Annotated in this window: 16 protein-coding genes and 1 tRNA gene; 13 read left to right on the top strand and 4 right to left on the bottom strand. The window is 41.1% G+C overall.

All coding sequences use genetic code 11. The annotated features are described in order from the left end of the window. Complete coding sequence (locus tag HNQ56_RS18595; RefSeq protein ID WP_429149275.1) at positions 1-2,355, top strand: DUF262 domain-containing protein; 2,355 nt, start codon at positions 1-3, stop codon at positions 2,353-2,355. Between the two features lie 506 nt (positions 2,356-2,861). After that, positions 2,862-3,368: an SEC-C metal-binding domain-containing protein gene (locus HNQ56_RS18590; protein ID WP_429149273.1), complete on the top strand. Its 507-nt coding sequence runs from the start codon at positions 2,862-2,864 to the stop codon at positions 3,366-3,368. A 117-nt stretch (positions 3,369-3,485) separates the two neighbouring features. On the opposite strand, the gene HNQ56_RS18585 is transcribed toward HNQ56_RS18590, so the two are convergent. Next, positions 3,486-3,827 carry a helix-turn-helix domain-containing protein gene (locus tag HNQ56_RS18585; RefSeq protein ID WP_429149271.1) on the bottom strand — a complete coding sequence of 114 codons (342 nt, stop codon included), beginning with the start codon at positions 3,825-3,827 and terminating at the stop codon, positions 3,486-3,488. A 212-nt stretch (positions 3,828-4,039) separates the two neighbouring features. On the opposite strand from HNQ56_RS18585, the gene HNQ56_RS18580 reads away from it, so the two are divergent. The 8 genes from HNQ56_RS18580 to HNQ56_RS18545 all read left to right on the top strand — a co-directional run bounded on the left by HNQ56_RS18580 (position 4,040) and on the right by HNQ56_RS18545 (position 10,903). After that, complete coding sequence (locus tag HNQ56_RS18580) at positions 4,040-5,641, top strand: ATP-binding protein (RefSeq protein ID WP_429149269.1); 1,602 nt, start codon at positions 4,040-4,042, stop codon at positions 5,639-5,641. 33 nt (positions 5,642-5,674) lie between these two features. Beyond that, positions 5,675-6,703 carry a response regulator gene (locus HNQ56_RS18575; RefSeq protein WP_429149267.1) on the top strand — a complete coding sequence of 343 codons (1,029 nt, stop codon included), beginning with the start codon at positions 5,675-5,677 and terminating at the stop codon, positions 6,701-6,703. Positions 6,704-6,774: 71 nt separating this feature from the next. After that, positions 6,775-7,149 (top strand): TIGR04086 family membrane protein, encoded by a 375-nt coding sequence (locus HNQ56_RS18570; protein ID WP_429149266.1) that lies wholly within the window; start codon positions 6,775-6,777, stop codon positions 7,147-7,149. A gap of 241 nt (positions 7,150-7,390) precedes the next feature. Continuing rightward, positions 7,391-8,266 (top strand): dTDP-4-dehydrorhamnose reductase, encoded by an 876-nt coding sequence (gene rfbD / locus HNQ56_RS18565; RefSeq protein WP_429149264.1) that lies wholly within the window; start codon positions 7,391-7,393, stop codon positions 8,264-8,266. 44 nt (positions 8,267-8,310) lie between these two features. Continuing rightward, positions 8,311-9,387, top strand: coding sequence for a dTDP-glucose 4,6-dehydratase (rfbB, locus tag HNQ56_RS18560; protein ID WP_429149262.1), 1,077 nt, complete (start codon positions 8,311-8,313; stop codon positions 9,385-9,387). Between the two features lie 22 nt (positions 9,388-9,409). Continuing rightward, complete coding sequence (gene rlmB / locus HNQ56_RS18555) at positions 9,410-10,150, top strand: 23S rRNA (guanosine(2251)-2'-O)-methyltransferase RlmB (RefSeq protein WP_429149260.1); 741 nt, start codon at positions 9,410-9,412, stop codon at positions 10,148-10,150. Positions 10,151-10,182: 32 nt separating this feature from the next. Continuing rightward, complete coding sequence (sigH, locus tag HNQ56_RS18550; RefSeq protein WP_429149258.1) at positions 10,183-10,815, top strand: RNA polymerase sporulation sigma factor SigH; 633 nt, start codon at positions 10,183-10,185, stop codon at positions 10,813-10,815. 15 nt (positions 10,816-10,830) lie between these two features. Next, positions 10,831-10,903, top strand: a tRNA-Thr gene (locus HNQ56_RS18545). 87 nt (positions 10,904-10,990) lie between these two features. Here HNQ56_RS18545 and HNQ56_RS18540 read toward each other — a convergent pair. The 3 genes from HNQ56_RS18540 to HNQ56_RS18530 form a co-directional block, all read right to left on the bottom strand. Further along, positions 10,991-12,082 carry a tyrosine-type recombinase/integrase gene (locus HNQ56_RS18540; protein WP_429149257.1) on the bottom strand — a complete coding sequence of 364 codons (1,092 nt, stop codon included), beginning with the start codon at positions 12,080-12,082 and terminating at the stop codon, positions 10,991-10,993. A gap of 168 nt (positions 12,083-12,250) precedes the next feature. Beyond that, positions 12,251-12,718, bottom strand: a complete 468-nt coding sequence (locus HNQ56_RS18535; RefSeq protein ID WP_429149255.1) for a hypothetical protein — start codon at positions 12,716-12,718, stop codon at positions 12,251-12,253. 50 nt (positions 12,719-12,768) lie between these two features. Beyond that, a complete protein-coding gene (locus HNQ56_RS18530; RefSeq protein ID WP_429149253.1) occupies positions 12,769-13,365 on the bottom strand; it encodes a helix-turn-helix domain-containing protein in 597 nt (198 codons plus the stop codon). A 170-nt stretch (positions 13,366-13,535) separates the two neighbouring features. Between HNQ56_RS18530 and HNQ56_RS18525 the strand changes: the two genes are divergently transcribed. The 3 genes from HNQ56_RS18525 to HNQ56_RS18515 are packed head-to-tail and all read left to right on the top strand — an operon-like array spanning position 13,536 to position 14,612. Further along, positions 13,536-13,775 (top strand): helix-turn-helix domain-containing protein, encoded by a 240-nt coding sequence (locus HNQ56_RS18525; RefSeq protein WP_429149251.1) that lies wholly within the window; start codon positions 13,536-13,538, stop codon positions 13,773-13,775. 15 nt (positions 13,776-13,790) lie between these two features. Continuing rightward, the gene (locus HNQ56_RS18520) at positions 13,791-14,420 is read left to right on the top strand and encodes a BRO-N domain-containing protein (RefSeq protein WP_429149249.1); all 630 of its coding nucleotides are present in this window, start codon (positions 13,791-13,793) and stop codon (positions 14,418-14,420) included. Positions 14,421-14,429: 9 nt separating this feature from the next. Beyond that, positions 14,430-14,612, top strand: a complete 183-nt coding sequence (locus HNQ56_RS18515; RefSeq protein ID WP_429149248.1) for a helix-turn-helix domain-containing protein — start codon at positions 14,430-14,432, stop codon at positions 14,610-14,612. Positions 14,613-14,702: the final 90 nt, after the last annotated feature.

Here is a 14,702-nt window from a genome sequence, read left to right as displayed (position 1 = left end):
ATGTCATCTACAAAAGATATTTCAAGTTGGAATTTAGATTATAGTGATATTATGGATATTTTTAAAAACAATTTAAAAATAGAAAATTCTCTAAGGTCAATTCAATCCATTTTTTTAAACCAAAGATTTGCAGGAAAAATTAATTATAAACCTTATTTTCAGAGAAACTATGTTTGGGATAAGGAAAAAGCCACATATTTTATTGAAAGCATATTACTTGGAACGGAAATACCTCCGTTGGTGCTTTTTAAAGGTTCTTCAAATAATGATGCAAAAAATGAAGTCATTGATGGTCGCCAAAGATATGAAACATTATTGAAGTTTTTGGGAAATGATTTAACTTTGCAAGAAAACGGTTTACATCGTTTGTATTCCTTTACAGGCCAAAAATATATTGATTTTGATGAGGATACACTTGACAGTTTTAATAATACAAAATTGCGTATTCTTCAATGCAGCGTTACAAATGAACCACTACTGACATCGGAAAAAGAAGACAAAATTAAAAAGGAGATTTTTAAAAGATACAATTCTGGAATTACACCTTTGAAAAGGGAAGAAAATGCAAGAGCTGAATACATTGATGATCCTATTACAGTTGCTTTGAAGTCTTATCTTGATAAGATGCCTAAAAGTTTAAAGGATGCTGAGGAATTGTTCTTGCCTAAAAGTAAATTCGGTTTGTCTAAAAGGGATCGAATTAATATTTTGATTGATCGAATTCGTACAATACTTACGATGACTAAAATCCCTATTTATAACTACGCAAAATCATCTCGCAGATATGATATTATCCGCCAGTTTTATACTATAGAAATTGCTCAAAGTCATCCTGATGTAATTATGCATAGATTTCTAGTGGTTATAAATCTATTAACATCGATAAAGGAAGAACTAGATAAAAATGCTATCTATAATAATGTACTTTTCTACGAAGTACTTTGCTGGGGATTTCTTATTGCGATGGATCAAGAAATAGAGATACCTCAAAAAGATGCTTTTAATATTGCAAAAAACATTATTAATGCATCAAGTAATACTATTTTTTGGTCTGATATTTTAAATGTATTTCATACACCAGAAGCAATTTTTGAATTAACAGGTAGTCATTATAGAAATGCAACGATAGATAGGTATCGCTTTATAAGCAATTACTTAAACAAAAAATATCAGATAGATTTTTCTATGCATATGAAAGATGCAGCTTTTTTCTCCAGTATAATGGATAAAAATTCACAGAAAGAACAGTTAATAAGCCTAAAACTAATAAAACCTGACCCGGTTTCTGTGACAATTGATGATATATTAGCTGATATGCTTCAATCGAAATTTTTAGTTAGACCTTCATATCAAAGGTCGGAAGTGAAAAATATTCAAAAGTCATCATATTTATTAGAAAGTATCATGTTAGGTATTAAAATTCCTCCAATTTATATTTATAAAGGAAAAGAGCGTGTAAAAGAAGTAATAGATGGTCAACAACGAATTCTGACACTTCTTGGTTTTTTAGGTAAAAGCTATATTGACGAGAATGGTGTTGAAAGGATTTCAGATAAACATAAATTTAGGCTTAGTGGATTGAAAATCTTAAAGGAACTTAATGGAATGAATGTTGATGATGTCCATGATAAATATCCACATTATATTGATAATATTTTAGATTTTACCATTGATGTTGTCGAAATCGATGCTGCACAAAATCCGGAATTTAATAGTATCGATTTATTTCTGCGATTGAATACTAAGCCTTATCCTATAAAACCCGACAGCTTTGAAATGTGGAATGCTTATGTTACACAAGCTATTACAAAAAAAATAAAAAGTATAGCTTCACAATATGAAGGGAAAATCTTTAGATCAAAGGATACCCGAATGAGCAATGAAGAATTAATTACTGCATTGGCATATTTACATTATCAAAAAACATATAAAAGTGCGAAATATTTTGATTTATTAACAATTTATATACGCGATAAGCATGTATGTGCTCGAATCTCATCAAAGGATCGTATTACAAAAATGCTAGAAAGTCTGACGCATAAAGATATAGCAAATTTTGAAGAATCTATAAATGGAGTTTCTACCTTTATTCGTAAACTTTGTTTGGTTGTTGGGGATGATGGCTATCAACTTCCAATACTTTTGGGAACTAGTCATAAGACCGATCAAAATTTCTATTTTTTATGGATGTTTTTTGAAAATTTATCAATGGAGTATATTCAATCTCATAAAGACAGCGTGTTTCAAAATATCCAAAAGGTTTTTAAAATAATTGCTGCTGCACCGAGGGAACTAAATTTAGAAGTTTTTATCAATAAATTATCAAAAGGACCTGTTATGAATGATAATAAGTAAACAAACTTCCCACTATATTGATTATGTAATATTTCTGATTCCATGCTTGGAAAATCATAATTTTGGGGCAATTTTGGGGCAAATCTCATATAAAGTAGATATATTGGAAGAAATAAATGATTTTTATCTAGCTATAAGTTCCGAAAACAGGCCATTCCAGCCACAAGCAAAACCCCCGCTACGTCGTTGTAACGGGGGTTCTACTAAAAAGGGGAGGATAAGTATTTAACTTCTCTTTGGTAACCATAATTGGAGGGGGAATCCAATTATGAAAGAGCATACGCATTTACATCCCTCAATGGAACCTCGTTCCTTATTAGGATATTACTATTATGATACACATTTACAAGATTTATACATTAAAATAAAAATATTTCATATTGGAAATTTATATATATACATGGTATAATAGCCACAGATATCATACCTGTGCCGAAGAATCAAGGGAAGAGGAAGGTACAGAAGCCGAAAATGGTTATTTTTATGTACGAGGAAGGATGGAAACCATGAGTTTATTACAAGAGTGGAGAGATTATGCTTATGCCAATGATATGGATAATCGCTCCGGCCAATTATTCTGGGCCAATTATTTTAACATTGAGAAGGAAATTTATAAGGTTTTACTTGCGGATGCAAATAAAGTGTGGGAAGGGACAGTAGCTTCTCTTGCGGCGGAGTTTGATACGGAGTTAAAATACTTTGTCGGCTTTTTGGATGGAATCAATGACAGTCTGGTGAAGTCCAATCCGATTGAGGAGATGGATGAGAACACCACTGTCAGCTTGGCCTTTGATAAGGAGAAGCTGTATTATAATATGGTTGCAGCTCATGCGGAATGGCTTTACGAGATGGAAGAATGGGATACGCTTCTTACACCGGAGCGCAGAAAAGAGCTGTACCGTGAACAGAAGCAATCCGGTACCGTTGTGAAGGATAAGAAGGTGGGGAGAAATGATCCCTGTCCTTGCGGCAGCGGTAAGAAGTATAAGAAATGTTGCGGAGCTAACGCATAATAAACGGGTGTTGCAGGCCTTGGATATAAATCCCCCTTTATTTTAAATTATAATAAGGCGGTGGGGTTTGTGCGGTCTGCAGCACCTGTGCTATTTCAATAAGGTTTTATACTTGTATCAAGATAGGTTCTCTTGTTTGTAAATCAGATACCTTGCATAGTTTTTGATTTCGGCCACATTCTCAGGAGATAATTGTTGATACAAATCAAACAATTCTACGATGTCTTTGTCCAGGATTTCACCGCCGATGGGCAGATAGGAGTCGGTGATTCCAAGCAGATAATCACAGGATACTTCAAAGTATTGTGACAGAACAATTAACTTTTCGATGGATGGCTCATTTCTCTCAGATTCATAATTTGAAATAGCGGTGGGTTTTAACCCAAGAATTTCAGCCAGTTCACTTTGCGTTAATTTATGCTTTTGCCTTAATTGCTTGAGACGTGCGTTAAAATTCATTCAATTTTCCTCCTGTGCCAAGTCAGTGCAATTTTGGTAGAGTGCCTGACACCCTAATTAATTATATATCCAGGAAAATATCAGTGTCAATCACAATACGGAAGATTGTATATAATGTTCAAATAACTTTTGATGAATCCGGCACCGGCAGGCGGAATGAAATGCAGCAGACAACAAGAAAATGCAGAAACAAAAGAATATGGAGAATTGCAATGAAACAATTATTGCATCGATGTATTGGTAAGTATAGTAACGGCAGAAATAATACCGGTGAATATAGTGAATGTGCATCCTGGCATGCGATACCGTATCATTGGGGATTGCGGCGGTGGTATAAGTTTTTTTGCAGGAATTCGGAAGAAATGCTCCTTTTCTTCAACCGGGAGGGCAGAATAACGAAGTGCAATCCGGTGGCTGCGAGGGAGCTGGGCTATGGCCGGGAATTGAAAAATGTAAGAATACAGGAGATATTCAAGAGCACCTTCCTTCCGGGAAAGCATGGCCCCAAGGTTTTGAACTGCCTTGATTGGCCGGAGGAAACTGTGGCATACCGGAAAAATCATACCTGTTTTCCTATTCTGCTCAAGGTATCGGTGTACAAATGCGGAAAGTATTACATCGGTCAGTGCAGAGCCAGAAAGCAGGCGGAATTCGGATCGAGGGACAAGAGGCAGGGGCAGACGAAGAATGGCTTTCATCCCCTGAGCAGCAGCCAGAACCGGATTATTGCCAATATTACGCATGAGCTGAGGACTCCGGTCAACGGTATTCTTGGACTTAGCAATAATCTGCTGGATACCCCGCTTACTCCCAAACAGCAGGAGTCCGTTGAGCTGATTAAGCGCTGCTGCAGCAATATGGAAATAACCATCAATAATCTATTGGATTATTCCAGGCTTGTCAATGATAAGATGGATCTGGAGCAGCGGGAATTCTGCTTCCATGATTTTATTAACTCTGTCCTTGATTTTAACAGGCCGGGAATTAACGACAAAGGATTGAAGCTGCTGTTTTCTGTTTCAGAGGATATTCCGGAGCGGGTAATCGGAGATGAATATCGCCTGACCCAGATCTTAAATAATTTGATTTCCAATGCGGTAAAATTCACTGCCTTCGGACATGTTATACTGAAAGTGACTTCGCTCTCCCAGACGGATCAATCCGTGGAGCTGTTTTTCATGGTGATGGATACCGGGATTGGCATCAGTATGGAAGAAAAGGACAAGCTGTTCCAGAGCTTTTCCCAGGTGGATGGCTCCATTACAAGAAGATTTGGCGGTACCGGCCTGGGTCTTGCCATCAGCAAAGGGTTGGTTGAAGCCATGGGAGGCTTCATTGACGTGGATAGCGAGAAGGGAAAGGGCAGTACCTTCTCTTTCTCCGTGCATTTAGGATTACCTGACCGGCAGGATGAGGTTTACCGGAGGGAAGGCAGAGACGCGGGAGAGGATAGGTATTATTGCGGCAGCCCGGCGGGCACGGCTGCCGGTGAAGAGATCATTGCCGATGCGGAATATATCGACAGATCCCTGAAGAGAGCCGGTAATGGCAGATCGGAGATTCCGGTGATATTTACGAGGCAGGAGCTGTTCAAGAGTATTTCTGCGGCACTGGAGAAGCTTTCTATCTGTATTGATATGGAGCGGTGGGATAAGGCGGAAGAAATGGTGTATCTCATCCGCAAGAAGCTTCCGCCGGAACTGAGGGATATCGCAAAGATGATGTTTCGTCTGCTTCTGGAAGTCAGGAAGGAGAATTACAGCGCTTCCATCGCAATACTCGGTGAATTGAAAAACCTTATGAAGGAAGGCTAAAGTGCTGCACGGGGCGGCAGAATGGAGATAACAATGGATAAAAAGTCATTTTCCCCATCTAGCGTATTGGTGGTGGATAGCTTAGACTCGGATCTGGCGGTGCTGACAAAGATGATACAAAAAGCGGGATATATTGCCCGTCCTGTGTCTAGTGCGAGACAGGCCGTGGATGAGATGGAAGCGCTGCTGCCCGATCTGATTCTTTTGGATATCTTCATGCCTGGGATTGACGGCTTTGCGTTCTGCTCCATGCTGAAGAAAAATAGAATTACCAGAGACATTCCGGTAATCTTAATGACAACTCCGAATTCGAAAGAAGATAGAAGAAAAAGTTTTCAATTGGGGGCGGCAGACTACATTACCAAGCCCTTTGAAGCAGAGGAAGTGATGGCACGGATCAATACGCACCTAAAAATATATAAAATGCAGCAGGAGCTGGAGATATATAGTAAAAAGCTGTACCGGATCATCAACGACCAGATAAGGAAAATCTATGAAGGCCAGAAGAACGTGGCGGAAGCATTGGCAAAGCTCTATGTTGAAAGCGGAAGAGGAAGAAAAGCGGATACCCTGCGGATTGGAAACAATTGCAGAATATTAGCCATCAGCCTGCAGCTTTCCCCCAAATTTAAAGATGAGATTACCAATAGCTTTATAGATATCATCGAGAAAGCAGCCTTGCTTCATGATATTGGTGCGCTTTCTGCCGATGAAGAGACCCTGTGTTCCCATGCGGAGCTGGGAGCGCGGATATTGAAGGAGGTTCTGAAGCTAAATCCCGATAATGATTTTATCCGAATGGCAGCAGATATTGCCTGCTATCATCAGGAAAGATGGGACGGAACAGGATATCCGGCGGGAAAGTCCGGCAATGAGATACCGATTTGTGCCCGAATTGTAGCCATAGTGGAAGCCTATGATAAGCTGATCTCCTCAGGAAGGGCAAAGGAATCCTGTTCCCAGGAGGATATTTTGAATAAGCTTCGGCAGGGAGCGGGAACCCTATATGATCCGGACATGATTACGGTACTTTGCAAGGTACAGAATCAATTGAGGAGATGATATTGGCAGCTTTGGAATAAATAGAAGACAACGTTAATATACATCTAGTATAAATGACCTGGAGGTGTCCTATGGATAAGGCAATCCGTCAGAATACAAAAATGTTTGCAGTGCTGAAGGGGCTTCTTTTTTCCTATATCATAACGGCTTTCCTGTTGTTGCTTCTATCCTTACTTATGCTGAAGCTGGATATGTCAAGCACGGTGATCAGCGGAGGAATTATCCTTGCGTATATTCTGTCTAATTTTATCGGAGGCTTCTTTGTAGGAAAGAAAGCGGAGCAGAGAAAGTTCCTATGGGGCCTGCTTTTGGGCATATTTTATTTTATCATTCTGATGATCATATCCCTGGCCATGAACCATGCCGGGACTCTGCCGATTGGGAATTTGGCAACAGCCCTTCTGATCTGCGGATTAAGCGGGATGGTAGGAGGAATGGTCAGCTAGGAAAATGCTGCAGAATAAGACTTGTAACAGGATAGCGATATCGCCTCTTATAGGGGATATCGCTGTTTGTCTTATGAACAAGCGCCCGCCTGAACTGTTACCGGCGGGAATGCGATCGAAATGGGATATGGTTAGGGATTGAAATTTGATAGTGAATTGATTATACTATAGTTGAATTCGCGGGTTACGGCAGAGTAGCGGGCATGGAAGGATTCAGCGGACAGGAAAGGGACTGGTAGATATGAAGCGTGTCATGATTACGGGAGCGTCGGGGCAATTGGGACTTGCGCTCTGCCGGTTGATGAAGGGACAGGCCCGGTATGAGATTTTACAAACCGGTGTCGATGAAAATTCTGCTTTGAACCGATTAGATATTACGGATGAGGCAGAGGTGGAAAATTATATTAAGGAAAACAGACCGGATATTATTATTAACTGTGCCGCCTTTACTGCGGTTGACCTGTGTGAGAGCCAGGAGGATACGGCATATCGGGTTAATGCGCTGGGGGTCAGGTATCTGGCGCAGGCGTCGGAGCGGATTGGAGCAAAGCTGGTGCATGTATCAACGGACTATGTATTTGACGGACAAGCAGAGAGACCCTATGAGGAGGAGGATTCCCCCAATCCTGTCAGCGCGTATGGAAGAACGAAGAGAGCCGGTGAATGCTTTGCTCTGGAGAACTGCAGCAGACTTTATATCGTAAGAACAGCATGGGTTTATGGAGAAGGCAAGAATTTTGTAAAGACCATGCTGCGTCTTGCCGAAAGCGGCAGCTCGATTCGTGTGGTAGAGGATCAATACGGAACACCCACCAGTGCGCTGGAGCTGGCCAGGGCAATTCTGTTTTTGGTGGAAACAGATGCCTATGGCATCTATCACGCAACCTGTGAGGGCAGCACCAATTGGTATGAATTTGCCTGTACCATCTTTCAGGCAGCAGGGCTTGAGGTTATGCCCGAGCCGATTCCTACCAGCAAATATCCGACACCGGCCAGGCGTCCCATGTATTCCGTTCTTGACAATAAAGCCTTGCGCGAGAAACATGGCTACTATATGAAGGATTGGAAGGATGCCTTTTATGAATTCATGGCTGAGGAAGGATTGCTGAAGGCCTGAGGTAAGACGGCAAAAAATCAGAAAGATAAAGTGAGGATGGGACAATGAGAACTTATCTAGTAACCGGAGGAGCCGGTTTTATCGGATCCAATTATATATTGTATATGTTGGAGAAATACGGGAAGGAGATCAGAATCATCAACCTGGATTCCCTGACTTATGCAGGGAACCTGGAGAATCTGCAGTCGGTAGAGCAGTCTGATCATTACGAGTTCCTTAGGATAGATATCTGCGATAAGGAGGCCGTGACAGAGGTATTCCGGAAATATGATATTGACCGGGTAATTCACTTTGCGGCGGAGAGCCATGTGGACCGCAGCATTCGTAATCCGGAGGTATTCGTGAATACCAATGTACTGGGGACGGTGAATCTGTTGAATGCCGCCAAAGCGTCCTGGCGGACAGAGGAAGGCTTCCTGCCCGGCAAGAAGTATGTTCAGGTATCTACAGATGAAGTCTACGGCTCCCTGGAAGGCGAAGAGGGGTATTTCTATGAGACAACGCCTTTGGATCCCCACAGTCCCTATTCTGCCAGCAAGGCGGGGGCTGATTTTATTGTAAAATCCTATGTGGACACCTATCATTTTCCGGCTAATATCACCAGGTGCAGCAATAACTACGGGCCGTACCAGTTCCCGGAGAAGCTGATACCGCTTATGATCAATAATGCGCTCTCCGGCAGGAAGCTGCCGGTATACGGAACGGGCAGGAATGTCCGGGACTGGCTCTATGTCATGGATCATGCCAAGGCAATTGATATGGTGGCGGAAGGAGGCCGGATCGGAGAGGTGTATAATGTGGGCGGCCATAACGAAAAAAGGAATATTGAGATTGTAACTACAATTATCGATACTCTCCTGGAGCTTCTGCCTGCAGACGACCCAAGGAGGAAGAATGTCAGCCGGGAGTTGATTACCTATGTGGAGGACCGCAAGGGCCATGATTTCCGTTACGCCATCGCACCGGATAAGATTAAAGCCGAGCTGGGCTGGGAACCGGATACCAATTTCTCGAAAGGCATCCGGCTGACGATAGAATGGTATCTTAACAACGCGGATTGGATGGAGCGTGTGACCAGCGGAGATTATCAGAAGTATTATGAAGAAATGTATCAAGGATAAAACAGAAACCTGGGGGTAATTCATGAGATACGAAGAATTTACAATAGAAGGCCGTAACGCGGTAATGGAAGCATTCCGTTCCGGCAAAACCATTGACCGGCTGTTTGTTCTGGACGGCTGTCAGGATGGTCCGGTGAAATCGATTGTCCGGGAAGCGAAGAAAACGGATGCGATTATCACTTATGTGAAAAAAGAACGTCTGGATCAGCTTTCCTCTACGGAAAAGCACCAGGGAGTCATTGCCTATGCTGCGGCTTATGAATATGCCGAAGTGGAGGATATTCTACAGGCGGCGGAGGAGAAGAAGGAACCGCCCTTTGTGGTGCTTTTGGACGGTATCGAAGATCCGCATAATTTGGGGGCAATTATCCGTACGGCGCACCAGGCAGGCGCTCATGGTGTTATCATTCCCAAGCGGCGTGCCGTTGGCTTGACGGCGACGGTGGCCAGGACCTCCGCAGGAGCTCTTAATTACCTTCCCGTAGCCAAGGTGACCAATCTGGCGGTAACCATCGAAGAATTGAAGGAAAAAGGACTCTGGTTCGTATGCGCTGATATGGAAGGGGAATTACTGTACCGGATGGATCTGAAAGGGCCCATTGGGCTGGTAATCGGCAGCGAGGGTGAGGGTGTGAGCCGTCTGGTGAGGGAAAAATGTGATTTCATGGCTAAGATCCCCATGTTCGGCAAGGTGGATTCCCTGAACGCATCGGTTGCCATGGGAATTCTGGCGTATGAAATTGTAAGGCAGAGACTGGGTTAAGGAAGCATGTAGCAGGCAGGAGGGTACCTGAAGTGGGCGCAGTGGTAAAGTATGATACTATGACCGATGAAGAGATCGTGGGCCGGATTCAAGAGGGAGACCAGCCTGCCATCGACTATCTGATGGAGAAATATAAATATCTGGTTCGCAGCAAAGCCAAGACCCTGTTCCTGATCGGGGGGGACAGGGATGATCTGATCCAGGAAGGAATGATCGGTTTATATAAGGCAATCCGGGATTATCAGTCCGGTAAAGATAATTCCTTCTTTAACTTTGCCGATCTCTGTGTATCAAGGCAGATTTACAGCGCCATCAAGGCATCCAACCGCAAGAAGAATATCCCCTTAAATACCTATATTTCACTTTATGCCCCTGTTTATGGGGAAAATGGAGACGCGGAGGATAAGGAAGCCCTGGTTGATATCATTCATCAGAAAAATATATCGAATCCGGAAGAATTAGTTATTGACAAAGAGAGTACCAGTATGATAGAATATGAACTCGTAAGGCGTTTAAGTGGCCTGGAGAAACAGGTTCTGGATTTGTACATGCAGGATTTAAAATATACACAGATTGCAGAGGTTCTTGGAAAAGAACCGAAGACAATCGACAATGCATTAACCAGAATTAAGGCGAAGTTAAACCAGGTACTGAAGGTAATCTAGCCGAGCATGATATATGCTGTTGTAGCTCAGTTGGTAGAGCACCTCATTGGTAATGAGGAGGTCAGCAGTTCAAGTCTGCCCAACAGCTTAATAAGAAATATAGTAAAATCAACGGGTGTAGCGGTTTTGAAAAATCGTTATATCCGTTTTTTCTATGACTTATTCTATTACTATTTTAAACCAGCTTTTTATTATACTTTTTAATTGTATTTTTATACATCGTCTTATCGGGATGAGAATAGTTGTCCAGCGTGGTTTTTACCGTGGTGTGCCTCATCATATCTGCCACCATTTTTGGATTTACACCGTCACGCATTAAGTTTGTGCCAAACGAATGCCGGGCATCATATAATCGGATTGTGGTTATTTTGTTGCTGACCAAAATCCTCCCGAACGCCTTGTATAGGTAACCGGGAGTCATTGGTCTCCAATCATCAGTAAAGCAATTAATAAAAGTGTCCGAAGGAAAATCTTCAAATGGCCTTTGGCTTTTCCAGATGCTTTCCTGGATGATTTTTATACTGTTCAGATGTAATATGATCTCAGGAGACAGATAAACCTCTTCCCTGGCCTTATCGTTCTTTAACTCTGTTACATTACCCTCTTTATCAATTCCTATTTTGGGAGCAAAACATTCACCGTCATAATCAGACCATCTAAGCCCACACACTTCCCCAGGGCGCATACCAGTGTTAAATAGTATCATAAAAGCGGTATAGCATGTGGCTTCTTTTGTGTCAGGAAGGTTTAAAAATGTATTGATCTGCTTGGGGTTCCAGGTTTTTTTCTTTTCAATTCGTATATTCGGTTTTTTTATCCCATAACATGGGTTCGCTCTGATGTAATTTAAGGACATTGCAAAGTCAAATATCTGCTTTAGAGTACACATGATTTTTGCAATACTGGCCGGCTTTAAATCTAGGGATACCATAAAGGCATTTATCTCTATCGGATCAATATCTTTTATGATCTTGGTTTCAAACTCGTCTTTTATATATCGTTCGTAACTCTCTTTGTATCCAGTGTATGTCCTGTATGCAACTGTCTTTTCCTTGGATTTCAACCATACGTCTGCGATATATCCCAGGCTCGCTTTATCAAGTACCTTGTGTTCTCTTTCGATAACGTCCTTTTTCATTTCAAGCTCTTTGAGTTGTGCATCAGACTTTTTGTCAAAGCCTTCTGACCACTCATATTCTTGCTTGCCGTCTTTTGTGCCGAGATATACAGCGGCATACCAACGACCGTTCTTTTTTTGTACGCTCATGATTCTTCCTCCTTAAAATTGGGCATAAAAAATACACCTATTGCGGCGCAGGAATTATGATGATATAATAAGGCTGTCTAAGGCGATATTATATCGGTGTCCTGCACCGGATAGTATCTATTAAAAGCCGTTCCGGTGTTGGCAGCATCGGGGCGGTTTTTATTATGCTTATATTTGCTGATAAAGCTCTAACACTCCGAAGTTTGGCTCAAAGTAAACTATGTAATTATCGACGGAAATATATTCACCATATTTTCTACGGTAGCTTTCCAATGCTTCAGAAAGAAAATCTTCTGTGACGTCTAAATGTTCTGCCATCTCGAAAATATTTCGGCATCCAGCATTGTAAGCACTTATGATACCGATCAATCCGATCTGTCTGTCATATGCCCATAGTCTGGCCTTATACTCTTGCTTCTGATTTTCCGTTATATTCTGATTCAGAATATTGCCGGAGCTGGTGAGAAAGTGCCCGATCTCTTCCGCCAGAATGCAAGCCTTTTCTTTTAACGTAGGTATATCTTTTCTTATGGCTATTTTGCATCCTTTTATTCTTCCGTTATATCCTATTAACGGTTTTTCTTTTGCTGTAAGCCCCAATTTATCAGCTTCAATAAGTAAATCATCATATGTCAAGTCAATCACCCCATGATACTTATATAGTATCCTACAGTCATTTTGCGTGTTTAGAAGTTTTCGTCATCCATGATAGCATCGTCATGAGCCTTATCTTCTTCCGTGGCTCCGTGGCGCTCATTTGCGGCGTTAAGATACTCGTCTTTATAATTATTTGTGTATCTTGGTATCATTGTCAATTCTTCCAATCTCTTTAATGCTTCCCTTTTTCCATCTGTATTTAAAGAGTCGTAATATGAAACAAGTCTACTTTTGAATGCATTATCAATACTGATTGCTGCCTCTTTAAAAGCCTCTGGTATTCTTTTTAGTATTTTGGGAAGTTCATTTTTCAAGGCTGTTGCTTCTTCTTCTGAAAGAGGTATATTTTCTGATTTTTCAATAGCACGATTAAGCGGGGTATTGTCAACTTTAGTTTCAAAGTTAAGCGACGGCATTATTGTGTCTTCCCATCCCATTAGATATTGTGGTGAACAGTGAAGCAATTTAGCATATGTACACATGTGTTCGTATGGGACATTTTTTATACTTCCGCTTTCATATCTTTGTGCTGTTGCTTCTGTTACGTTAAGAGCATCTGCAATTTGTGCCAGCGTGAGACCTCTTTCTAATCGCTTTTGTTTAATTCTTTCATTCCATATCGCCATTTTATTATCCGCCTTTCTTTTACGACATGATACCATAATCTTACGAAAAATGCAATAGTTTTTATGCACTAATATAAAAGACTTACGAAAAATGCAAAAGAGTACTTGACACTTAAAAAAATAGGTGGTAATATAAACTTACGAAGTTCGTAAGAAGGGAGGGTATAATAGTGCAAACACAATACAAGGTTGATGTTATTGAAGTAAAGAAAATTATGGTAGAACAAGGCTTGGATAAGATAATAGATTTATCAAGAGTATCCAGTATTGATAGAAATACCTTGTCGAAAGTGCTGAATGGAGATGTTAAGCCTTCAACTACTGTGATCGAAAAACTGATGACGGCTCTGAAAATAGAACCAGAGAAAGCTGGGATTATTTTTTTTAATCAAAACTTACGAAAATCGTAAGAAAGGAGAATGCAGATGAATATTAAAACAGAAACATGGGCCGGACATCAAATCCGATTTGTCGAGAAAGAGTCAGGAGAATGGTGGGCAGTAGCTAAAGACATTGCGGAAGCGCTTGATTATCGCATGGCTTCTGATATGACTAGAAATTTAGATGAAGATGAAAAGGATACGCAAAAAGTGAGTACCCTTGGCGGTATTCAGAATATGTCCATAATTTCCGAGACCGGTATTTATGAAGCTATTTTTAGTAGCGGTAAGCCTGATGCTAAAGATTTTAAAAAATGGGTTAAACAATTACTTAAAATCTTGCGTCAGTCTTCCGGTCTTGAGGGATTTGAAATTTTTCGGACGTTGGACAAGGGTTTTCAGAATGAACAGATGGCTAAGTTATGTGGGATGCTAAAAGAGCCAAAACGTAAAGATTACATCATGGCAAACACGATAGCAGACAAGGCGATATCAAATATATATGGATTTCCTAAGATGCTTAAGAAAAGCGAAATGTCTCCGGAAATGTTAGTTGATAGGCAGTCAATCCTCGAAGACACAGTGAATCTCATGAGCCTTGTAGACAAATACGGAATGGTCATATCGGTAAGCCAGAGTATCTATAACGGATTAAGCAATAAGAAAACAGGATAGGAGGTACCCATGGGCGAAAATGCATACTACACGTTAGAACAGGCCACAAAAATATTACAGGTATCAGAAGCCACTATTCGCAGAGGGATTAAAAAGGGATTAATTCCGAGAGCCAAATTCTGTGGGAAAGTACTTATCCCTGCATGGTTTATTAAAGAGGGCTTTGAGAAAGAGCAACCTATTAACTATTAAAGAAAGGAGGGACAAGCAGTGAATAAAGGCAAAATCAGCAAAACCACAAAGAAAGAGACCGAACAGCTTTATCCTGTGCAGCCTCTTACG

Source organism: Anaerotaenia torta (assembly GCF_050433395.1).
Classification (GTDB): domain Bacteria; phylum Bacillota; class Clostridia; order Lachnospirales; family Lachnospiraceae; genus Mobilitalea; species Mobilitalea torta.
Note: the sequence above shows the minus strand (reverse complement) of the source record. Positions and strands in the feature narration are given on the sequence as shown.